Genomic DNA, 21,261 nt, shown 5'->3' with positions numbered 1-21,261 from the left:
CATGACCACCGCAACTCCCGCCACCGAACGGCTCTATCAAAGCGGCTTCGGCAACGAGTACGCCAGCGAGGCCGTCGCGGGCGCCCTGCCGCAGGGCCGCAACAACCCGCAGCGCGCGCCCTTCGACCTGTACACCGAATTGCTTTCGGGTACTGCCTTTACCGCGCCGCGCCGCGAGAACCGCCGCACCTGGCTCTACCGGCGTCAGCCCTCGGTGGTGTCGGGCCGCTACCAGCCGTACGCGCAGGCGCACTGGACCACCGGCGCCGACCGCGAGATCGCGCTGCCGCCCGAGCCGCTGCGCTGGCATCCGCTGCCGCTGGACGGCGCGGCCGAGGCCGACTTCATCGACGGCATGCACACGATCGCGGCCAACGGCGACGCCGAAGCGCAGGTGGGCATCGGCTCGCTCATGTACCTGGCGGGCCGCTCGATGGAGCGCCGCGCTTTTGTCAACGCCGACGGCGAGATGCTCGTCGTGCCGCAGCAGGGCCGCCTCGTGATCACGACCGAGCTCGGCGTGCTCGACGTGAAGCCCGGCGAAATTGCGCTGCTGCCGCGCGGCATGGTGTTCAAGGTGGCGCTGCCGGATTCGGACGCTGGCGCGGGGCCCTCCCGCGGCTATGTCTGCGAGAACTACGGCGCGCATTTCCGCCTGCCCGAGCTCGGGCCCATCGGCTCCAACGGCCTGGCCAACGCGCGCGACTTCCAGGCGCCCGTGGCGGCTTTCGAGGAAGACGGCGGCGCCTATGAACTCGTCAAGAAGTTCGGCGGCCGCTTCTGGAAGGCGCCGACGAAGCAGTCGCCCTTCAACGTGGTCGCATGGCACGGCAACCTGGCGCCGGTGAAGTACGACACGGCCAATTTCATGGTCATCGGCTCGATCAGCTTCGACCATCCCGATCCGTCGATCTTCACCGTGCTGACCTCGCCCACCGACACGCCCGGCACCGCGAACTGCGACTTCGTGATCTTCCCGCCGCGCTGGATGGTGATGGAGAACACCTTCCGTCCGCCATGGTTCCACCGCAACCTGATGAGCGAATTCATGGGTCTGGTGCTGGGCGAGTACGACGCCAAGCCAGGCGGCTTCAAGCCCGGCGGCGCGAGCCTGCACAACTGCATGGTGCCGCACGGGCCCGACGAGGAAGCCTTCGACAAGGCCGCGCACTCCGACCTGAAGCCGCACAAGCTGGACAACACGCTGGCCTTCATGTTCGAGAGCCGCTTCCGCTTCATTCCGACGAACTTTGCGCTCCAGAGCCCGGCGCTCGATACCGACTATGCGGACTGCTGGGCTGGCCTCCAGGACCAGTTCAAGCCGTGATCTCGTTGGACACTCACAGAAAGACATTCATGACCACCGCATTGAACGCCACCCATGACCCCAAGCTGCGCAGCTGGGTTGCTTCGGCCAACGAGCCCGGCTGCGACTTTCCGATCCAGAACCTGCCCTTTGGCCGCTTCCGCGCGGCGGGCACCGAGGAAGGCTATCGCATCGGGGTTGCCATCGGCGACCAGGTGTTCGACCTGCGTGCCGCTGGCCTGGTCGACACCGACGACATGAACGCGCTGATGAGCGCGAGCGCGAAAGACCGCCAGGCCCTGCGCGCCGCGCTCTCCGCCGGCCTTGCCGAAGGCAGCGGCAAAGAGGCCGCATGGTCGAAGGCGCTGCTGCCGCAGGTCAAGGCCGAGATGACCGTGCCTTGCCGCATCGGCGACTACACCGACTTCTACACCGGTATCCATCACGCGACCACCATCGGCAAGCTGTTCCGACCCGACCAGCCGCTGATGCCCAACTACAAGTGGGTGCCCATCGGCTATCACGGCCGCGCATCGTCCATTTGCGTGAGCGGGCAGGTGTTCAAGCGTCCGCAGGGGCAGACCAAGGCGCCGGATGCGGCCGAGCCCAGCTTCGGCCCGTCGAAGCGGCTCGACTACGAACTGGAGCTTGGCTTCTTTGTCGGACGCGGCAACGCGCTCGGCGAGCCGATTGCGATCGGCGAGGCCGAAGACCATCTGTTCGGCGTGACCCTGCTTAACGACTGGTCGGCGCGTGACCTGCAAGCCTGGGAATACCAGCCGCTCGGGCCGTTTCTCTCGAAGAACTTCGCGAGCACGCTCTCGCCGTGGATCGTGACCATGGAAGCGCTGGCACCGTTCCGCGCCAAGTTCGAGCGCCCGGCGGGAGACCCGCAGCCGCTGCCGTACCTCGATGCGCCCTCCAATCGCGAAAGCGGCGCGCTCGACATCACGCTCGAGGTGTTGCTGCAGACCGCAAAGATGCGCGCCGCCGGTGAAGCGCCCGCACGGCTCACGCGCGGCAACACTACCGAGGCCGCCTACTGGACCGCCGCGCAGCTCGTCACGCACCACACCGTGAACGGCTGCAACCTGCAGCCCGGCGACATGCTGGGCTCGGGCACGCTCTCGGGCTCCAAGCCCGACGAGGCGGGTTCGCTGATCGAGCTCACATTGGGCGGCAAGCAGGCGATCACCTTGCCCAACGGCGAGAAGCGCACCTTTCTCGAAGATGGCGACACGCTGGTCATGCGCGGTTATTGCGAGCGCGCGGGGGCGGTGCGGATCGGGTTGGGTGAAGTCAGCGGCACGGTGGTGGCCTGAGGTTCACCCCCTCCCCGCGTTGTTCCCTCTCCCTCCGGGAGAGGGCTAGGGTGAGGGTAGCGGCCGTCGTATGAGCGCCGCACTTTATCGGCGGCACAGTGCCCTCACCCCCACCCTCTCCCAGAGGAGAGGGAGCAAGCATTCAGGGTGCGGTTGCAGCAGTAGCCGCCGCAGGCCACGCCACTTCGCTGGCTACGCGCGGCTTGCCCATGGGGGCGGCTGCCTTGCCGACCTTGATGGCGGCCATGTCGGCCTCGCTCGGGTACTGGTCCAGCAGCCAGTAGTCGAAAACGCGGCGCGCAATAGGTGCCGCGGCGCCGGCGCCCCAGCCGGCGTTCTCGACGATCACGGCCAGCGCGATCTTCGGATCGTTGACCGGCGCGAAGGCCATGAACAACGCGTGGTCGCGTTGGTGCTCTTCGAGCGCGCGCGCGTTGTACTTTGTGTTCTGTGCCTGCGTCACGGCCTGCGCGGTGCCGGTCTTGCCGGCCGCCTGGTAACTGGCACCGGCGAACACGCTGCGCGCGGTACCACTCGTGACCACGCTGGTGAGGCCTTCCCGAATCACCGCAACGTTGGCTGCGGTGTAGCCGAGGTTCTCGGCCGGAGGCTGGGGCACCTGCGCCACCTGCCCGCTCACTGTGTTGCGCGTGGCCAGCACCAGATGCGGCTTGTGCTTCATGCCGCCGTCGGCCACGATGGCCGTCGCCTGCGCCAGCTGCAGCATGGTGAAGGCGTTGTAGCCCTGGCCGATGCCCAGCGAAATGGTTTCACCCGCATACCACTTCTTCTGCTCGGGCCGCTTGTAGGCGTTGCGCTTCCACTCGGTGCTCGGCAGCACGCCGCGCACCTCGCCGCCCAGGTCGATGCCGGTGATCTGGCCGAAGCCCATCGGCTTCATGAAGTCGTGGATCAGGTCCACGCCCATCTCGTTGGCCAGCGAGTAGTAGTAGATGTTGCTCGACAGCTGGATCGAGCGGCGCATGTCGACACCACCGATGTTGCCTTCGGGGCTGCCGAAGCGGTGGCCGCCGAAGTTGAAGTACCCGGGGTCGTTCACCACCACGTTCGGGCCGCGCTTGCCGGTCTGCAGCGCGGCCAGCGCCATGAAGGGCTTGTAGGTCGAGCCGGGCGGGTAGGTGCCGCGAAGGGCGCGGTTGAGCAGCGGCTTGTCGAGTGATTCGCTGAGCTCCTTCCAGCTTTCGGTGTCGATGCCTTCGACGAACAGGTTGGGGTCGAAAGTCGGCTTGCTCACGAAGGCCAGCACCTCGCCGGTCTTGGGATCGATGGCCACCAGCGCGCCGCGCCGGTCGCCGAACATGTCTTCCACCAGCTTCTGCAGCTTGATGTCGAGCGACAGCATCACCGTGTTGCCGGGCGTGGCCGGATGGCTTGCGAGCCGTCGCACCGCGCGGCCGCCGGCCGAGGTTTCCATCTGCTCCACGCCGGTCTGGCCGTGCAGCGTCTTCTCGTAGCTTTGCTCGATGCCCAGCTTGCCGATGTAGTCGGTGCCCTTGTAGTTGGCCTGATCTTCCTCGGCCCAGTCTTCCATCGCGGTCTTCTCGCGCTGGTTGATGCGGCCGATGTAGCCGAGCACGTGCGAGGCGATCTCAGCATGCGGGTAGTTGCGGAACAGCCGCGCCTTGATCTCCACGCCCGGGAAGCGGTAGCGCTGCGCCGCGAAGCGCGCCACTTCCTCGTCGCTCAGGCGGGTGCGGATCGGAATGGAGTCGAAACTGCGCGAGTCTTCCCGCAGGCGCTTGAAGCGGCGGCGGTCGCGCGGCGAAACCTCGAGCACCTGCGTCAGGCTTTCGATGGTCTCGTCGACGTCGCCTACCTTGGAGGGCGTGATCTCCAGCGTGTAGGCCGAATAGTTCGAGGCCAGCACGATGCCGTTGCGGTCGAGGATGAGGCCGCGGTTGGGCACCACCGGCACGATGGCCGTGCGGTTGCTCTCGGCCTGCTCGGCGAGGTCTTCATGCCGCACCACCTGCAGGTACACCAGCCGCGCGCCCAGCAAGCTGAACGCGAAAAGCACCACCATGCCGATCACGATCACGCGGCGCTTGAAGCGCGCGAGGTCGGCGGCGACGTTGCGGATCTCGGTCATGGCGGCGTGAGCTTAGGCGCGTGCAAGTGCGGTGGCAAATGCAATCGCAAATGTGGACTTTGGCTTAGAGAGGACGGTTCTCGTCGGGTTCCGGCGTGCGGCGCTGCGGCGCGAGCAGCAGAGCTGTCGCCAAGGGCCACAACGCGGCCTCGATGGCCGGCGAGATGAGCACCGTCCAACCCGGAAACACGCCGCCGCCGACCAGCCGCGTGACCACTTCGACCAGCTGCGACACCGCAAAGAGCGGCAGCACCTGCAGCGCCTGCGACAACACCGGATACCAGAGCAGGCGCCGATGGATGGTGATCGCGAAGAACCCCAGCGTGGTGTAGGACAGCGCATGCTGGCCCAGCATGGACGACTGGTGCACGTCCATACACAGGCCGAAGACGAAGGCGACGCCAATGCCCACGCGCGCCGGCTGGTGCACGCCCCAGAACACGATGGCCAGCGCCAGCATGTCGGGCATCCACGCGGCGCGGCCGATCGGGATCATGTTGATGAGCAGCGCCACCACCAGGCTCGACCACATGAAGAGCGGGCTCACTGGCAGCAGGAGCTGCTGTTGTCCGGGACGCTTGATCATCGGGCGCGCTCCGCGGCTTTCTTGTCGGTCTTGTCGGTCTTGTCGGTCTTGTCGCCCTTGTCCGCCTTGGCGGGTTTGGCCTCCGACTTCTTGCGCACCGCGGCGGCGGGCGCGGCGGGCGGCGGTGCGGAGGGTGTGCCCGTGGGCGCCAGCACCAGCACGTAGCGCGCGGCCGTCACGCGGGCCAGCGGCACGCAGTAGATGCGCGCAAAGGCGGAGTCGGCACGCCGTTCGATGCGCTCGATCTTCGCCACCGGCAGGCCCGGCGGATAGACGCCGTCGACACCGCTGGTGGAAAGCAGGTCACCCTCCTGCAGGTCGGCATTGGCGGCCATGAAGCGCAGCTCGAGCCCGCCGCCGTGCGCCGACGCGTCGCCGAAGGCCACACTGCGCACACCGGTGCGGGTGTTCTGCACCGGAATGGAAAGATCGCGGTCGATGACCAGCGTGACTTCGCTCGTGAAAGGCAGCACCTGCGTCACTTGGCCGAGCACGCCGTGCGCGTCGATCACGGGCGAGCCGGGCGCCACGCCTTGCGTGAGCCCCTGGTCAATGACGATCTTGCGCGTGTACGGGTCGGCCGCGTCATAGAGCACCTCGGCCGCGCGGCCGGGCGCCTGTGTGGTCTGGCGCAGTTCGAGCAGCGCGCGCAGCCGCGCGTTGTCCTGCGCCAGCGTGTCGGCCTGGCTCGCGCGTTCGGCCTGCTGCATGAGCGCCTTGCGGGCCTCGTCCTCATTGCGCTGCGCCGTCTGGAGGTCTTCGAGATAGCGGCCTCCGCCGAGCACCAGCTGCACCGGCTTCATCGCCACCCATTGCACCGGATAGAGCACTGCACCCACGGCCGCGCGAATGGGCTGCACCAGATGGAAGCGCGCATCGGCCACCATCAGGAACAGCGCCAGCGCGCCGAAGAAGATCAGCTTGCTCAGCGCCGACTGCCCCTGGTTGAACAGGGGCGGGGCTGTGCGATCGAGCGTGCCCAAGGGCATGGTTCAGGCCTGGCGGTGCAACGTCAGATGGCAAAAAGGCCGGCCTGCGCAAGCAGAGCCGGCCGATGATGGCGGTGGCGCATTCACTCGCTCGTGAAGATGCTTCCCAAGCGGTCCATGCGCTCGAGGGCAATGCCGCAACCGCGCACCACGCAGGTCAGCGGATCTTCGGCCACAAGCACCGGCAGGCCGGTTTCCTCGGCCAGCAGGCGGTCCAGGTCACGCAGCAGTGCGCCGCCGCCGGTCAGCATCATGCCGCGCTCCGCGATGTCGGCGCCGAGTTCGGGCGGGGTCTGTTCCAGCGCGTTCTTCACGGCCGAGACGATGTTGTTGAGCGGATCGGTCAGGGCTTCCAGCACTTCGTTGCTGCTGATGGTGAAGCTGCGCGGCACGCCTTCGGACAGGTTGCGGCCCTTGACTTCCATCTCCTTGACCTCGGAGCCCGGGAAGGCCGAGCCGATGTTCTTCTTGATGACCTCGGCCGTCGGCTCGCCGATCAGCATGCCGTAGTTGCGGCGGATGTAGTTGATGATGGCTTCGTCGAAGCGGTCGCCGCCCACGCGCACGGAGCCCTTGTAGACCATGCCGCCCAGGCTGATGACGCCCACCTCGGTGGTGCCGCCGCCGATGTCGACCACCATCGAACCCGAGGCTTCGCTCACGGGCAGGCCCGCGCCGATGGCCGCGGCCATGGGTTCCTCGATGAGGTAGACGGAAGTGGCACCGGCCGCTTCGGCCGCGTCCTTGATGGCACGGCGCTCGACCTGGGTGGAACCGCAGGGCACGCAGATGATGATTCGCGGGCTCGGCGTGAGCAGCGTGCGCGGGTGCACCATTTTGATGAACTGCTTGATCATCTGCTCGGTGATCACGAAGTCGGCAATCACGCCGTCCTTCATCGGGCGGATGGCCTCAATGTTGCCGGGCACCTTGCCCAGCATGGCCTTGGCTTCGCGGCCGACAGCCTGGATCACCTTTTTGCCGTGGGGACCGCCTTCGTGGCGAATGGCGACCACCGAGGGCTCGTCCAGCACGATGCCCTTATTGCGGGCGAATATCAGTGTGTTGGCGGTGCCGAGGTCGATCGCAAGGTCGGTCGAAAAATACCGACGGAAAGCTCCAAACATGTGCGGAATCCTCTGGAGCACGGCCTGCGCGTCGGCAGATCGTCGCTCTGTTTTTGGTCGTGTGACGGGGTGAATTGATTGTTTTTGGCGCAAAAGCCGGCGCGTTCGCGGGGGTTGCGGCAAAGGCGGGATAATACCCGAATCCCCTCTGGAATCCCGTGTCGGCACCCCTTCCGGCGTGCATTACCTCCGGTTTTTTTGGCCGGTTTCACCCATGTCCCTTTCCGCTTCAGATATTGCACGCATTGCCTCGCTGGCACGGCTGCAGCTTGCCCCCGATGAAAGCGAGCGCATGCTCAGCCAGATCAACGGCTTCTTTGACCTGGTCGAGCGCATGCGTTCGGTCGACACCACTGGCGTCGAGCCGCTGGCCCACCCGGTGGCCGCCGTCGAGAACGTCACGCTGCGCCTTCGCGACGACGTGGTGAGCGAGCCCGACAACCGTGAAGCCAACCAGAAGAGCGCGCCGGCCGTCGAAGCCGGCCTGTTCCTCGTGCCGAAGGTGATCGAATGAGCGCCGCCCGACCGCTCCAAGGCGCGAAGGCCCCCTCGGGGGGCAGCGCAGCACACAACGTGGCAAGCGTGGGGGCACCGCAATGAGCGGCGAACTTCATCAGATGGGCGTGGTCGCCCTCGCCAAGGCATTGGCCGAGCGCAAGGTTTCCGCCGTCGAAACCGCGCAGATTTTCCTTCGCCGCATGAAGGCGCACGAAGCACTGGGTACTTTTGTAGACGTCAACGAGGAAGTCACGCTGGCCCAGGCCCGCGCGGCCGACGCCCTCCTCGCCGCCGGCAATGCCCCGGCGCTGGCCGGCGTGCCAATCGCGCACAAGGACATCTTCGTCACCACCGATTTCGCCACCACCGCCGGCTCGAAGATGCTCGCGGGCTACCGCTCGCCCTTCGACGCGACCGTGGTGCGCCGGCTGGCCGAAGCCGGCGCGGTCACGCTCGGCAAGCTGAGCTGCGACGAATTCGCGATGGGCTCGGCCAACGAGAACGTCGCCGTGCCCGCCGTGGGCCACGACAAGGCCATGCCAGTGCAGAACCCCTGGAACCGCGAACGCATTCCGGGCGGCTCCTCCGGCGCCAGCGCGGCCGCCGTCGCCGCACGCCTGGCCCCCGCGGCCACCGGCACCGACACCGGCGGCTCGATTCGCCAGCCGGCTTCGTTCTGCGGCGTCACGGGCATCAAGCCGACCTACGGACGCGCCTCACGCTACGGCATGGTGGCTTTCGCATCGAGCCTCGACCAAGCCGGCCCGATGGCCCGCTCGGCCGAAGACTGCGCGCTTCTGCTGTCGGCCTTCTGCGGCCCCGACCTAGACCGCGACTCGACCTCGCTCGACAAGCCCGCCGAGAACTTCGGCCGCTCGCTCGGCGACTCGCTCGAGGGCCTGCGCATCGGCGTGCCGAAAGAATTCTTCGGCGAAGGCGTGGCGCCCGGCGTGCGCGCTGCCATCGATGCGGCGCTCGCGCAATACGAGAAGCTCGGCGCAAAGCGCGTCGAAGTGACTCTGCCGCTCACCGAACTGTCGATTCCGGTGTACTACATCCTGGCCGCGGCCGAAGCCTCGAGCAACCTGAGCCGCTTCGACGGCGTCAAGTTCGGCCACCGCGCGAAGCAGTACAAGGACCTGGCCGACATGTACGAGCGCACTCGCGCCGAAGGCTTCGGCGACGAGGTGAAGCGCCGCATCATGATCGGCACTTACGTGCTGTCGCACGGCTACTACGACGCGTACTACCTGCAGGCGCAGAAGGTCCGCCGCATGATCGCGGACGACTTCCAGCAGGCCTTCAAGCAGTGCGACCTGATCGCCGGCCCCGCCGCGCCGACCACCGCATGGAAGATTGGCGAACACGGCGGCGACCCGGTGGCCGACTACCTTGCGGACATCTTCACGCTGCCCGCCTCGCTGGCCGGCCTGCCCGGCATGAGCGTGCCCGCGGGCTTCGATGACAGCGGCATGCAAGGCTCGAAGCAGGGCATCGGCAAGCCGATGCCCGTCGGCCTGCAGCTGATCGGCAACTACTTCGGCGAAGCGAAGCTGCTGAACGCGGCCCACCGCTTCCAGCAGGCCACCGACTGGCACACGCGCACGCCGGAGGGATTCTGAGATGAGCGAACCCGTGAACACTTTCGAAGCACAACAACAAGGCCGCCCGACCGGCCCGCTGGTGCGCGGCTATGAAGTCATCATCGGCTTCGAGACGCACGCGCAGCTGTCGACCGCGAGCAAGATCTTCAGCCGCGCCTCCACCGCCTTTGGCGCAGAGCCCAACACCCAAGCCAGCGCGGTGGACCTCGCGCTGCCCGGTACCTTGCCGGTGATGAACAAGGGCGCGGTCGAGCGCGCCATCAAGCTGGGCCTGGCGCTCGGCTCGCACATTGCGCCGCGCAGCGTGTTCGCGCGCAAGAACTATTTCTACCCCGATCTGCCCAAGGGTTACCAGATCAGCCAGTACGAGATCCCGGTCGTGCAGGGCGGCTCTGTCTCGTTCTTCCTGGGTGAAGAAAAGAAGACCGTGCGCCTGGTGCGCGCCCACCTCGAGGAAGACGCGGGCAAGTCGCTGCACGAAGATTTCGTCGGTCAGAGCGGCATCGACCTGAACCGCGCCGGCACGCCGCTCCTGGAAATCGTGACCGAGCCCGACATGCGCTCCACCGCCGAGGCCGTGGCCTATGCACGCGAGCTGCACAAGATCGTCACCTGGATCGGCATCTGCGACGGCAACATGCAGGAAGGCAGTTTCCGCTGCGACGCCAACGTGTCGGTGCGCAGGCCCGGCGAAAAGCTCGGCACGCGGCGCGAGATCAAGAACCTGAACAGCTTCAAGTTCATGCAGCAGGCGATCGACTACGAGATCAACTCGCAGATCAACGAGCTGGAAGACGGCCGCAAGATCGAGCAGGCCACCGTGCTGTTCGACCCCGATACCGGCGAGACGCGCACCATGCGCACCAAGGAAGACGCGGCCGACTACCGCTACTTTCCCGACCCGGACCTACCGCCGCTCGCCATCGAGCCCGAATGGATCGAGCGCGTGCGCGCCACCATGCCCGAGCTGCCGCGCGCCATGGCCGAGCGCTATGTTCGCGACCACGGTATGTCGGAATACGACGCGGCACAGCTCACCCAAGGCCCGGCGCTCGCGCGCTACTTCGACGATGCGGTGAAAGCCGGCGCCACGCCCAAGCTGGCCAGCAACTGGATCACCGGCGAGATGGCGCGCCGCCTGAACGCACAAGAAATCGGCATCGAGGCCGCACCGGTCGCGGCGCAGCAGCTGGCCCAACTGGTGAAGCGCATTGCCGACGGCACCCTGCCCAACAACGCCGCGCGCCAGGTGTTCGACGCTCTCTGGACCGGCGAAGGCAGCGACGTCGACGCCATCATCGAAGCCAAGGACCTCAAACCCATGAGCGACACCGGCGCGCTCGACAAGATCCTGGACGAGGTCATTGCCAAGAACCAGAAGAATGTCGACGAGTACCGCGCCGGCAAGGAAAAGGCCCTCAACGGCCTTGTGGGCCAGGTCATGAAGGCCAGCGGCGGCAAGGCGAACCCCGCGCAAGTCACAGAACTGCTCAAGGCCAAGCTGGCCTGATCGGCCGCCCCTCCGGCCGCGAGCTACTTGCCGCCGTTCTGGGGCGACCAGATCTGCTTGAGGCGCGTGCGCTCCTCGTCGAAGCGCGCGTTCACGCGCTTCTTCTCGTCTTCCTGCTCGCCGATGAAGCGGTTCTGCACCGCCACGCTCTGCATGTTGTCATCGAGCTTGCGGCGCACCGCGCCCGGTGCCTTGCTGACGTCATGCTTGTAAAACTCGAGTTCCTCGTCGATCCGCTTGCGGTCTTCGCCGAGCTCTTCGAGGCGCTTCCTGGCCGCCTGGATCACCGCATCGATCTGCACCAACGCCTCGCCGCGCTCGCGGTCGTGCACGGTGATGTTGGGATAGCGCACCAGCAATGCGCGCTCGCGCCGGCGCTCGTCGAGCAGCCGCGCGGCCTGCAGCGACGCCTCGCGGGCGCGGTCTTCGCGCTCGGCCAATTCGCGGGCCGTATACGTCGGCTCGATGCGGCGACGCGTGGTGCCGCTCGGACTCAGTTCGCGCTGCTCGCGGTCGGTGCATTCGGCAATCGGGCGGTCGGCCGTCAGCGTGCGGCCGCGCGCGTCGGTGCAGGTGTAGATGCTGGCGGGTGCTTGTACGGCGGGCTGCGCCGGCACTTCGGCGGGCAGCAGCAGCATCACCAACATCGTCATCGGCAGCAGCGCTGCTGCTGCGAATGGCCGTACCGTCTGGTTCTCGAGCTTGTGAACAGGCATCGACTTACCTCAGCGGGCGCCGTAGCGCGCGCGGTAGGCCAGCACGCGCTCGCGGTGCGCGCCCAGATCAGCGGCGGCATGGCTGCCTGACAGGTAGTTCAAGAGGTCGTCGAGCGTCGCAATGGGCACCACCGCCAGGCCCAGCTGATTGCGCACGTACTGCACCGCGCTGTGGTCCACGTCGACACCGTTCTCGGTGGCTTTCTCCTGCCGGTCGAGCGCAATGGCCACCGCATGCGGCGTGGCGCCCGCGGCCTCGATGGCGGCGATCGATTCGCGCACCGCGGTGCCCGCCGACATCACGTCGTCGACGATCAGCACCCGGCCCTTGAGCGGCGCGCCCACCAGGTTGCCGCCCTCACCGTGCGCCTTGGCTTCCTTGCGGTTGTAGGCAAAGGGGTAGTTGCGGCCGCGCCGGGCCAGTTCGGCGGCCACCGTGGCGCCCAGTGGAATGCCCTTGTAGGCGGGGCCGAAGATCATGTCGAACTCGACGCCGCTCTCGATCAGCCGGTCTGCATAGAATTCGGCGAGCCGCGCGATCTTGGCGCCGTCGTCGAAAAGGCCCGAATTGAAGAAATAGGGGCTCAACCGGCCGGCCTTGGTCTTGAACTCGCCAAAGCGCAGCACGCCCGCGTCGAGCGCGAACTGGACGAAGTCCTGCGCCACCGCACTGCTTTCCACACCATCTACAGCCATCGGAATTTCCTTGTGTTCAAACTGACCAGCCTCAATCTCAATGGCCTGCGTTCGGCCGCCACGAAAGGGGTGGCGGACTGGGTGGCCGAACTTGCGCCGGATTGTATTTGCATGCAGGAAATCCGGGTCCAGGCGAGCGACATCGAGGGCCGATTCGAAGAAATGGCAGGCCTCAAGGGCCACTTTCATTTCGCCGAGAAAAAAGGCTACGCCGGCACCGCGATCTACACGAAACACGCACCCAGCGACGTCGTCGTGGGCTGGGGCGACGCCGAATTCGACGCTGAAGGCCGGTATCTCGAGCTGCGCTTCGACACGCCGGAACGCAAGCTGTCGATCATCAGCTGCTATTTTCCGAGCGGCAGTTCGGGCGAGGAGCGGCAGGAGGCCAAGTTCAGGTTCCTCAAAGGCTTCTTTCCGCACCTTATCGCACTCAAGAAAGAGCGCGAATTCATCCTGTGCGGCGACATCAACATCGCGCACAAGGAGATCGACCTCAAGAACTGGCGCGGCAACCAGAAGAACAGCGGCTTCCTGCCCGAAGAGCGCGCCTGGATGACCCGGCTGCTCGACGCCGGCACCGATGGTGCGGGCCTGGTGGACGTCTACCGCATGCTCAAGCCCGACACCACGGGCGAGGCCTACACGTGGTGGAGCAACCGCGGCCAAGCCTATGCCAACAACGTGGGATGGCGGCTCGACTACCACCTGGCCACGCCCACCACGGGCGCGCTGGCGCGCACCGAGCAGATCTACAAGACCATCAAGTTCAGCGATCACGCGCCGATCACGGTCGAGTACGACTTCACGCTCTGACCGGTCAGCGCGGCGCGGCCGTCTTGCCGGCATGCCGCGCCAGGTGCACCTGGTGCAGCGTGATCTTGCGCACCTCGGCCTGGCTGGTCTCGATGTGCGCGCGCAGCAGCATCGCGGCCTGGTCCCCGCGGTTGGCGCGAATGGCCTTGAGGATCTTCGCGTGCTCGTCGTAGGTGGCGTCGATGCGCGGCTGCTGGGTGAAGTCGAGCCGACGGATGATGCGGATGCGGTCGGTCACGTCGCTGTGGACGCGCGCCATCTCGGCGTTGCCCGCGGCAGCCACCAGCGCGCAATGAAAAGCTTCGTCCCATTGCGCCACCTGCGCGGTGTCGCTGCTGCGCTGGGCCACCGGCACCAGCCAGATGTCGGCCAGCGCGTCGAGCAGGCTGCGGTCGACGCGGCGGTCAGCTTCGCACAAGCGGTGCACAGCGGTGGTCTCCAGAACCATGCGCAGGTCGTAGAGCTGCTCGAACTGATCGAAGTCGAACGGCAGCACGCGCCAGCCGCTGCGAAACAGCACCTCGACGAAACCTTCCTGCTGGAGGCGGAACAGCGCCTGCCGCACGGGCGTGCGCGAGACGCCGAGCCGCTCGCTGATCTCGTTCTCGGTGAAGCGGTCGCCGGGTACGAGGATGAAATCGGCCACGTCGCGCTTGAGTTGCGCGTAGACCTCGTCGGCGCGTGTACGAAAAACGGTTATCGCGCCGGCGGCGGGAACGGCAGAAGCGGGTGAAGCGGAGCGGGAACGAACGGTAGGCACGTATGGAATGGTAGTCGCTGTCATTGCCCGCCGCGAAGCGCCGCCAAGAGCGCGGCGCTCGGCGCGGTCCAGCCGACGATTCCGCCCTGGGCACGCACCATGTCGAGCGTGGCGGCCTTGAAGGCCGGAAAGTAGCTCTCGGTGCAGTCTTCCAGCAGCAGGCAGTCGTAGCCGCGGTCGTTGGCTTCGCGCATCGAGGTCTGCACGCAGACTTCGGTGGTGACGCCACCAAACAGCAGGTGCGTAATGCCGCGCTGCTGCAGCAGTTCATGCAAGCCGGTGGCATAGAACGCGCCCTTGCCGGGTTTGTCGATGACGAGCTCATTGCCGATGGGCGCGAGCGCCTCGATGATCTGGTTGCCCGGTTCGCCGGCCACGAGGATGCGGCCCATCGGGCCTTCGTCGCCGATGCGCAAGGCGGGGTTGCCGCGATTGCGTTTGGCGGGCGGGCAGTCGGAGAGATCGGGCTTGTGCGCTTCCCGGGTGTGCACCACGAGGCCGCCGGCTTCCCGCCATGCTTGCAGCGCCGTCTTTGTCGCCGGAACGATCGCTTCGAGCAAGGACACGTCGTTGCCCAAGGTTTCGCCAAAGCCGCCGGGTTCGATGAAGTCGCGCTGCATGTCGATGAGGACCAGCGCGGTGTTCTTGATCTCGAACTCGTAGGGGAAAGGATTGGCCTCTTCTATGCGCATGGTGTTGCTCTTTGATTCAAAGGGCCGCTCATGCCGCAGCCTTCAGTGGCTCGTGGTGCCCACCGCCCATGTGCGCCCCGATCACATGCCTTTCGGCGCCTGCAGCCGAAGTCTCGAACACGATGCGTCCCTCGCTCATCACGACAATGCGGTCGGCCAGCTCCAGCAGTTCGTCGAGGTCTTCGCTGATGAGCAGCACCGCCCCGCCCTTCTCACGCACCTGCACGATGCGCTCGTGGATCTCGGCCACGGCGGCGAAGTCGAGGCCGAACACGGGGTTGGCGGCGATCAGCACGTTGATGTCGCCGGCGAGCTCGCGCGCCAGCACCGCGCGCTGCACGTTGCCGCCGGAGAGGCTGCGAATCGCGGCGCCCTCGCCCTGCGTCTTGACGCCGTATTCGGCAATCCACTCGCGCGCTCGGTTGCGCCAGAACGGAAAATTCAGCACGCCGCCACGCGACAACGGAGGCCTGTCGAAATCGCGCAGCGCCATGTTCTCCGCCACGCTGAGGTCGCCCACGCAGGCGTTGCGCAGCGGCTCCTCGGGCAGGCTGCGCACCTTGAGACGTCGGTTTTCTGCGCGCCGTGCGCTGTAGGGCTGGCCCATGACGCTCACCTTGCCGGCGAGCCGTGGGCGCTGCCCGACCAGCGCCTCGACCAGCTCGCGCTGGCCGTTGCCCGAGACGCCCGCTACGCCGAGGATTTCGCCAGCGCGCACGGAAAGTGCCAGGTCGTGCAGTGCCAAGGTGCCCCGGTCGCCTTGCGCCTTGAGTCCTTCGACCTTCAGTGCAATGGGCGCCGCAGCGGGCACGGGCTTTCTTGCGACGGGTGATGCAGCCGGTGCGGAAACCGCAGCGTCCTCGCCGCCCATCATGGCCCCAGCCAACCGCGCCGGGCTCGTGTCCGCCACGCGGCAATGGTGCACCGCCTTGCCGCGGCGCAGCACCGTCACGCTGTCGGCATAGGCCATCACTTCGCGGAACTTGTGCGTGATGATGAGCACGGTGCACAGGCCGCTCTTCGCGAATTCGCGCACGTGACCCAGCACTTCGTCGGCCTCCTGCGGCGTGAGTACCGAGGTCGGTTCGTCGAGGATCAGGAGGCGCGGCTTCAGGTAGAGCTGCTTCAGCAGTTCGAGCTTCTGCTTTTCGCCCGCGGCGAGCTCCGATGGCCGCACGTCGAGGTCGAGGCTGAAGGGCGTGGTGGCGAGAAATTCCTTCAGTTCGGCGCGCTTGGTTTTCCAGTCGATCAGCGCCGGTGTCTTGCCGCCCGCCAGCAGCAGGTTCTCGGCCACCGTCATGCCCGGCGCGAGCGTGAAGTGCTGGTACACCATGCCGATGCCGAGCGCGCGCGCCACGATGGGGTTGGAAATGTCCTGCTCGCGGCCGTCGATCAGGATGCTGCCCTCTTCCGCGCGCTGGAAGCCCGCCACGCATTTCACCAGCGTGCTCTTGCCGGCCCCGTTCTCACCAAGCAGCGCATGCACAGTGCCGGGCTCGACTCGCATCGTCACGCGGTCCATCGCCGTGAAGGCGCCGAAGCGCTTGGTCAGCTCGTAGGTGTCGAGCGCGAGCGCGCCGTTGCCCGCAGGCAGTGCACCGATGGCATGGGGCGTGTTGCTCATGCCCCGCTCAGTCCAGCGCAGCCAGCAGCTGCTGCGAGGTGGCATGCGCGCCGAACACGCCGCCCTGCATCGTGATCATCTTCAGCGCCGCCAGGTGGTTGCCGTGGTCGGTGGCGGCGGTGCAATCGGACAGCAGCAGGCATTCGAAGCCGCGGTCGTTGGCGTCGCGCATGGTGGTGTGCACGCAGACGTCGGTGGTGATGCCCGCAAGAATCAGGTTTTCGATGCCGCGCGTGCGCAGGATCAGCTCCAGGTCCGTCGCGTAGAACGAGCCCTTGCCGGGCTTGTCGATCACCACCTCGCCAGGCAGCGGCGCCAGTTCGGGAATGATCTCCCAGCCCGGCTCGCCGCGCACCAGGATGCGCCCGCACGGCCCGTCGTCGCCAATGCCCACGCCGCCGGCGCCAATCTGCCGCGAACGCCAGCGCTTGTTGGCCGGCAGGTCGGCCAGGTCAGGCCGGTGGCCTTCGCGCGTGTGGATGACGTGATAGCCCAGTGGCCGCAGCGCCGCCAGCGTGCGCGCGATGGGCTGGATCGGCGCCTGCACCAGCGACAGGTCGTAGCCCATCACGTCGACGTATCCGCCCTTGCCGCAGAAGTCGGTCTGCATGTCGACGACGATGAGCGCGGTGTTGTCGGGACGCAGCGCGCCGTTGTAGGGCCAGGCATAGGGCTCGGCGGCGATGTGGCGAGTGGGTGCGGTGTTCATTGCGTGCTTCCTTCGTAGGTACGCTCGGGCGGCGCGAAGCCGCAGCTGCTGCCGTCGGTCACCTTCACGTCGGCGCTCCATGGCAGCTTGTAGGTTCCGGCGGCCATATCGTGCATGTAGGTGTAGGGGCAGTCCTGCGCGCCGCCCTTCACCGCCACGTAGCCGCGGTGGTAGAGCTGGTAGATGTTGTTCTCCACGCCCCAGCCGGTGCGTGCCTCGCGCACAAGGTCGGGCCGCAGCTCGGCGGTGATGATCTCGTCGACGCGGCTGCCGCCTTCGACCAGCACCGTGCCGTCGAAGTTGCAGAACATGCCCTCGCCCATCGAGTCGAAGCTGCCGTCGCTGCCGCACAGGCACACGCTCGCGGTGTAGGCCAGGTTGCAGAAGGCGTTGGCCTGGTTGGTGATCTTCCACGCATGCCGCACCGGTGCGGTGTAGCCGGCCGTGCGCAGGATGATGTCGGCACCGTTGTATGCGGCCTCGCGCGCCATCTCGGGAAACATGCCGTCGTGGCAGATGATGAGTGACAGCTTGCTGCCATTGGGTCCGTCGCATACCGGCACGCCCAAGTTGCCGGGCTCCCATGGTTCCACCGGCACCCACGGATGCAGCTTGCGGTAATAGAGCCTGATCTCGCCCTCGGCGTCGATGATGAGCCCGCTGTTGTACGGGTTGCCGCCCGGGTTGGCTTCCATGATCGAGAAGCAGCCCCAGATGCGGTGCTCGATGCAGGCGGCCTTGAACGCGGCCACCTCGGGCCCGTCGAGCGTGCACATGATCTCGGGGTTCATGTCCATCGAGAGGCCGTGCAACGCGTATTCGGGAAACACCACCAGGTCCATCGTCGACTGGTTGCGGCGCGCCTTGGCCACCATGCCGCAGATGCGCTGCGTCTGCGCAGCCAGGTCTGCCGGCGTCTTCACGCTCGGCAGCTGCAGCTGCACCAGGCCGACGACAACGCCGTGCGCCGATTTGTTGAGGCCTCCGAGACCGCTCATGGCGTTCAACTCCTTGTCGATGAAAGTTCGCCGGGGCTTCCGGCGGCTGCCGTGCCCGGCTTGCAGGTGAACACCAGGATCACCAGCGTGAGCACGTAGGGCACGGTGTTGAACAGGTGATAGCCCCAGCCGACGCCGATGGACTGCAGCGCGGGTCCGATGGCGCCCGCGCCGCCGAAGAGCAGCGCCGCGCCCACGCAACGCAGCGGGCTCCAGCGCGCGAAGATCACCAGCGCCACCGCGATCAGGCCCTGTCCGCTCGAGATGCCTTCGTTCCAGCTGCCCGGATAGAACAGCGTGAGCGATGCGCCGCCCAGCCCCGCGATGAAACCGCCCGCCGTGGTTGCCGCAATGCGCAGGCCCGAAACCGAATAGCCGAGCGCGCGCGTGGCCTGCGCCGAATCGCCGGCCATGCGTACCAGCAGGCCGGCGCGGGTACGCGCAAAGCCCCACCACAGCAGTACGGCCAGCACCACGCCCAAGGGCACCAGCGCATTGAGCTGCAAGGCGGAGCGCACCACCGGGTTGTCGCTCCAGAAGCCGAGCGGTATAGCGGGAATCTGCGGCGCCTGCGGCTGGATGAGCGGCTTGCCCAGGTAGAACGCCAGGCCGGTGCCGAGCAGCATCAGTGCGATGCCGGTGGCCACGTCGTTCACGCGATCGAGCGAGCACAAAAGGCCGTGCAGCAGCGCGAGCAGCGCGCCCGCCACCGCGCCGATCAGCACGCCGAGCCACGCCGAATCGGTGAGATACGCGCCGCCGAAAGCCGCCATGGCCGAGAGCACCAACACGCCTTCGAGCCCGAGGTTGATGCGGCCCGATTTTTCAGTGAGGCATTCGCCCAGGCTCACGAACAGGAATGGCGCGCCGACGCGCAACGCACCGCCGACGATGCCGGCCACGAGGGCGATCCACTGGTCCGCGGTCATTGGACGGCCTCCGCGGCTGGTGCCGCAGCAGCTGCTGCATTCGCCTTGGGAATGGCCTTGCGGCCCAGCGCCTTCCAATCGACCATGCGCAAACCCTCGCTCGCAAGGATCAGCACGAAGGCGATGCCTTGCAGCACCAGCACCGAGGCATCGGGCAGCCCGAGGCGGCGCTGTAGCAAACTGCCGGCCGCACCGAAGCCGCCAAAGAGAATGGCGACCGGCACGATGGCCACCGGGTTGTGCCGCGCGATGAAGGACACGAGGATGCCCGCATAGCCGTAGCCCGCGATCAGCGACGCATTCGCGTTGGTGTGCACCGCCGCCACCTCGACCGCGCCCGCGAGCCCCGCGCAAGCGCCGCCGAGTCCGCAGGCGCCGAGGATGAGCCGCGTGGCCGGCAGGCCGACGAGCTGCGCCGTGCGTGGATTGCCGCCGACCACGCGCACTGAAAAGCCCGAGGCCGTGGCGCGCAGCCACCATCCGAGCCCCAGGCAAGCCACCACACCGATGACGAATCCCCAGTGCACGTCGGAGCCACCGATGCCGCCGATCAGCAAGCCGGCGTCGAGCGCATAGGTCGAGGGTTTGTTGAGGCTCGCCGGGTCGCGCAGCGGCCCTTCGACCAGGTGCTTGAAGATTCCGATCGCGATGTAAGCCAAGAGAAGGCTGCTGATGGTTTCGTTGATGCCGCGGTACTGGCGCAGCCAGCCCGCAAGCACGATCCACAAAGCGCCGGCCAACGCACCGGCAAGGCAGACCATCGCCGTCCCCGTCATGTTGCCGGGCAGCGGGATCGCATGCGCGAGCGCGGCCGCTGCCAGGCCACCCAACACCAGCGCGCCTTCGCCGCCAATGACGATGAGACCTGCGCGCGCCGGCAGCGCCACGCACAGGGCCGTGAGCATCAGCGGCGCGGCGCGCTGCAGGGTGTTCTGCCATGAGAACCAGTCGCCGAACGCGCCCTTGAAGAGCGTCGCCCAGACCTCCACCGGATCGACCCCGGCAAAGGCGACCAGCACGCCGAACAACAGCAGCGCCGCCGCAATGGCGAACACCGGCAGGGCGAATTCCTTGAGCGCGTGGCGCATGGCGTCGATGCGGCGCGTGTCAGGCCGAACCGATGACGCCTTCGACCAGGTAGTTCATCTTTTCCAGCTCGAGGTCGGTCTGCTTCAGCACCTTGCCGGCCGGCACCACGACGGCGCCCTTGTTGTCCTTGATGCCGTCCTTGAAGATGTCGAAGGTGCCCGCGATCATCTTGGCCTTGATCTCGTCGGCCTGCTTCTTCGCGGCGTCCGGCACCATGGGGCCGTAGGCGGACATCTTCACGTAGCCTTCCTTCAGGCCGCCGCGCAGGAAGTTGGGGTGCGGCTTGCCGCTTTGCGCGGCTTCGATGGCGGTCTTGTAGGCGGTGAGCCAGTTCCACTCGGCACCCGTGAGGTAGGCGTTGGGCGCCAGCTTGGCCTGGCTCGCGTGGTAGCCGCAGACCATCTTGCCGCGCTTGGCTGCTGTCTCGACCACCACCTTGGGACCATCGACGTGCATGGTGAACACGTCGCAGCCCTGGTCGGCCAGGCTGTTGGTGGCTTCGGCTTCCTTCACGGCCATCGACCAGTCACCCGTGAAGATCACGCTGCAGGTGATGTTCGGCTTGACCGAGCGCGCGCCGAGCGTGAAGGCGTTGATGTTGCGCAGCACCTGCGGAATGGGCTTGGCGGCGACGAAGGCGATCTTGTTGCTCTTGGTCATGTGGGCCGCGATCACGCCGTTCAGGAACTGGCATTCGTCGATGTAGCCGAAGAAACTGCCGGCGTTCTTGGGGTGCTTGCCTTCGGTCCAGAGGCCGCCGCAATGCGAAAAGCGCACGTCGGGGTTCTTGGGCGCCACCGCGAGGATGTGCGGATCGAAATAGCCGAACGACGTGGGGAACAGCAGCTTGGCACCATCCTGCGAGATCATGCCGGCCATGGTCTTCTGCACGGCGGCGGTCTCGGGCACGTTCTCTTCTTCCACCACCTTGACGCCCGGCAGCTTCTTGACCTCGGCCGCGGCCATGGCGTGCGCCTGGTTGTAGCCGTAGTCGTCGCGTGCACCGACGTAGATCACGCCGACGGTCAGCGGCTTGGCTTGTGCACCGGCAAGGGCGCTCCAGCCCCCCAGGGTGCCGGCGGCGCCGAGCGCAGCCAGGGATTTGAGGGAATCGCGGCGATTGATGGGGCTGGTCATGACGTTCTCCGATCTTGGATACAAGGTGGGGTGCAAAAAATGT

The 21,261-nt window shown here is 66.8% G+C and carries 20 protein-coding genes; 6 read left to right on the top strand and 14 right to left on the bottom strand.

Going from position 1 to position 21,261, the window contains the following annotated elements; genetic code table 11:
• The first annotated feature begins 1 nt into the window (after position 1).
• Positions 2 to 1,327, top strand: coding sequence for a homogentisate 1,2-dioxygenase (gene hmgA, locus J2X92_RS10375; RefSeq protein WP_307575468.1), 1,326 nt, complete (start codon positions 2 to 4; stop codon positions 1,325 to 1,327).
• Positions 1,328 to 1,356: 29 nt separating this feature from the next.
• Positions 1,357 to 2,628: a fumarylacetoacetase gene (fahA, locus tag J2X92_RS10370; protein WP_307575467.1), complete on the top strand. Its 1,272-nt coding sequence runs from the start codon at positions 1,357 to 1,359 to the stop codon at positions 2,626 to 2,628.
• Positions 2,629 to 2,770: 142 nt separating this feature from the next.
• Here the strand turns inward: fahA and mrdA are convergent, their stop codons facing one another.
• The 4 genes from mrdA to J2X92_RS10350 form a co-directional block, all read right to left on the bottom strand.
• Positions 2,771 to 4,738 (bottom strand): penicillin-binding protein 2, encoded by a 1,968-nt coding sequence (mrdA, locus tag J2X92_RS10365; RefSeq protein ID WP_307575466.1) that lies wholly within the window; start codon positions 4,736 to 4,738, stop codon positions 2,771 to 2,773.
• Between the two features lie 64 nt (positions 4,739 to 4,802).
• Positions 4,803 to 5,324: a rod shape-determining protein MreD gene (gene mreD / locus J2X92_RS10360; RefSeq protein ID WP_307575464.1), complete on the bottom strand. Its 522-nt coding sequence runs from the start codon at positions 5,322 to 5,324 to the stop codon at positions 4,803 to 4,805.
• Positions 5,321 to 6,313 (bottom strand): rod shape-determining protein MreC, encoded by a 993-nt coding sequence (mreC, locus tag J2X92_RS10355; protein ID WP_307575462.1) that lies wholly within the window; start codon positions 6,311 to 6,313, stop codon positions 5,321 to 5,323. Before mreC ends, mreD begins: the two co-directional genes overlap by 4 nt.
• An 83-nt stretch (positions 6,314 to 6,396) precedes the next feature.
• Positions 6,397 to 7,440, bottom strand: a complete 1,044-nt coding sequence (locus J2X92_RS10350) for a rod shape-determining protein (protein WP_007833435.1) — start codon at positions 7,438 to 7,440, stop codon at positions 6,397 to 6,399.
• Between the two features lie 214 nt (positions 7,441 to 7,654).
• Between J2X92_RS10350 and gatC the strand changes: the two genes are divergently transcribed.
• The 3 genes from gatC (at position 7,655) to gatB (ending at position 11,052) form a co-directional block, all read left to right on the top strand.
• Positions 7,655 to 7,954: an Asp-tRNA(Asn)/Glu-tRNA(Gln) amidotransferase subunit GatC gene (gene gatC, locus J2X92_RS10345; RefSeq protein ID WP_307575456.1), complete on the top strand. Its 300-nt coding sequence runs from the start codon at positions 7,655 to 7,657 to the stop codon at positions 7,952 to 7,954.
• Positions 7,955 to 8,036: 82 nt separating this feature from the next.
• Positions 8,037 to 9,560, top strand: a complete 1,524-nt coding sequence (gatA, locus tag J2X92_RS10340; RefSeq protein WP_307575454.1) for an Asp-tRNA(Asn)/Glu-tRNA(Gln) amidotransferase subunit GatA — start codon at positions 8,037 to 8,039, stop codon at positions 9,558 to 9,560.
• A gap of 1 nt (position 9,561) precedes the next feature.
• Positions 9,562 to 11,052 (top strand): Asp-tRNA(Asn)/Glu-tRNA(Gln) amidotransferase subunit GatB, encoded by a 1,491-nt coding sequence (gatB, locus tag J2X92_RS10335; RefSeq protein ID WP_307575452.1) that lies wholly within the window; start codon positions 9,562 to 9,564, stop codon positions 11,050 to 11,052.
• Positions 11,053 to 11,075: 23 nt separating this feature from the next.
• Here the strand turns inward: gatB and J2X92_RS10330 are convergent, their stop codons facing one another.
• Positions 11,076 to 11,768: a DUF4124 domain-containing protein gene (locus tag J2X92_RS10330; RefSeq protein WP_307575451.1), complete on the bottom strand. Its 693-nt coding sequence runs from the start codon at positions 11,766 to 11,768 to the stop codon at positions 11,076 to 11,078.
• Between the two features lie 9 nt (positions 11,769 to 11,777).
• A complete protein-coding gene (gene pyrE / locus J2X92_RS10325; protein WP_307575449.1) occupies positions 11,778 to 12,464 on the bottom strand; it encodes an orotate phosphoribosyltransferase in 687 nt (228 codons plus the stop codon).
• A gap of 12 nt (positions 12,465 to 12,476) precedes the next feature.
• Between pyrE and J2X92_RS10320 the strand changes: the two genes are divergently transcribed.
• Entirely contained in the window at positions 12,477 to 13,280 is an 804-nt protein-coding gene (locus J2X92_RS10320) for an exodeoxyribonuclease III (RefSeq protein WP_307575447.1), read from the top strand.
• Between the two features lie 4 nt (positions 13,281 to 13,284).
• On the opposite strand, the gene J2X92_RS10315 is transcribed toward J2X92_RS10320, so the two are convergent.
• Genes J2X92_RS10315 through J2X92_RS10280 form a run of 8 tightly spaced genes read right to left on the bottom strand, consistent with a single transcriptional unit; the run spans position 13,285 to position 21,218 of the window.
• Positions 13,285 to 14,064: a GntR family transcriptional regulator gene (locus J2X92_RS10315; RefSeq protein ID WP_307575445.1), complete on the bottom strand. Its 780-nt coding sequence runs from the start codon at positions 14,062 to 14,064 to the stop codon at positions 13,285 to 13,287.
• Positions 14,061 to 14,732, bottom strand: a complete 672-nt coding sequence (locus tag J2X92_RS10310) for a cysteine hydrolase family protein (protein ID WP_307575444.1) — start codon at positions 14,730 to 14,732, stop codon at positions 14,061 to 14,063. Before J2X92_RS10310 ends, J2X92_RS10315 begins: the two co-directional genes overlap by 4 nt.
• Positions 14,733 to 14,760: 28 nt before the next feature.
• Entirely contained in the window at positions 14,761 to 16,356 is a 1,596-nt protein-coding gene (locus tag J2X92_RS10305) for an ABC transporter ATP-binding protein (protein ID WP_307575442.1), read from the bottom strand.
• Between the two features lie 7 nt (positions 16,357 to 16,363).
• Complete coding sequence (biuH, locus tag J2X92_RS10300) at positions 16,364 to 17,065, bottom strand: biuret amidohydrolase (RefSeq protein WP_307575440.1); 702 nt, start codon at positions 17,063 to 17,065, stop codon at positions 16,364 to 16,366.
• Positions 17,062 to 18,063, bottom strand: coding sequence for a formamidase (locus J2X92_RS10295; RefSeq protein WP_307575438.1), 1,002 nt, complete (start codon positions 18,061 to 18,063; stop codon positions 17,062 to 17,064). Before J2X92_RS10295 ends, biuH begins: the two co-directional genes overlap by 4 nt.
• A 5-nt stretch (positions 18,064 to 18,068) precedes the next feature.
• Positions 18,069 to 18,992: an ABC transporter permease gene (locus tag J2X92_RS10290; protein WP_307575436.1), complete on the bottom strand. Its 924-nt coding sequence runs from the start codon at positions 18,990 to 18,992 to the stop codon at positions 18,069 to 18,071.
• Positions 18,989 to 20,080, bottom strand: a complete 1,092-nt coding sequence (locus tag J2X92_RS10285; RefSeq protein WP_307575435.1) for an ABC transporter permease — start codon at positions 20,078 to 20,080, stop codon at positions 18,989 to 18,991. The genes J2X92_RS10290 and J2X92_RS10285 overlap by 4 nt, the downstream gene beginning before the upstream one ends.
• Before the next feature lie 19 nt (positions 20,081 to 20,099).
• A complete protein-coding gene (locus J2X92_RS10280; protein ID WP_055800464.1) occupies positions 20,100 to 21,218 on the bottom strand; it encodes a BMP family ABC transporter substrate-binding protein in 1,119 nt (372 codons plus the stop codon).
• Positions 21,219 to 21,261: the final 43 nt, after the last annotated feature.

Origin of the sequence: Variovorax paradoxus (assembly GCF_030811855.1) — a bacterium.
Taxonomy (GTDB): domain Bacteria; phylum Pseudomonadota; class Gammaproteobacteria; order Burkholderiales; family Burkholderiaceae_C; genus Variovorax; species Variovorax paradoxus_L.
This window is presented reverse-complemented; position numbering and strand designations above follow the sequence as displayed.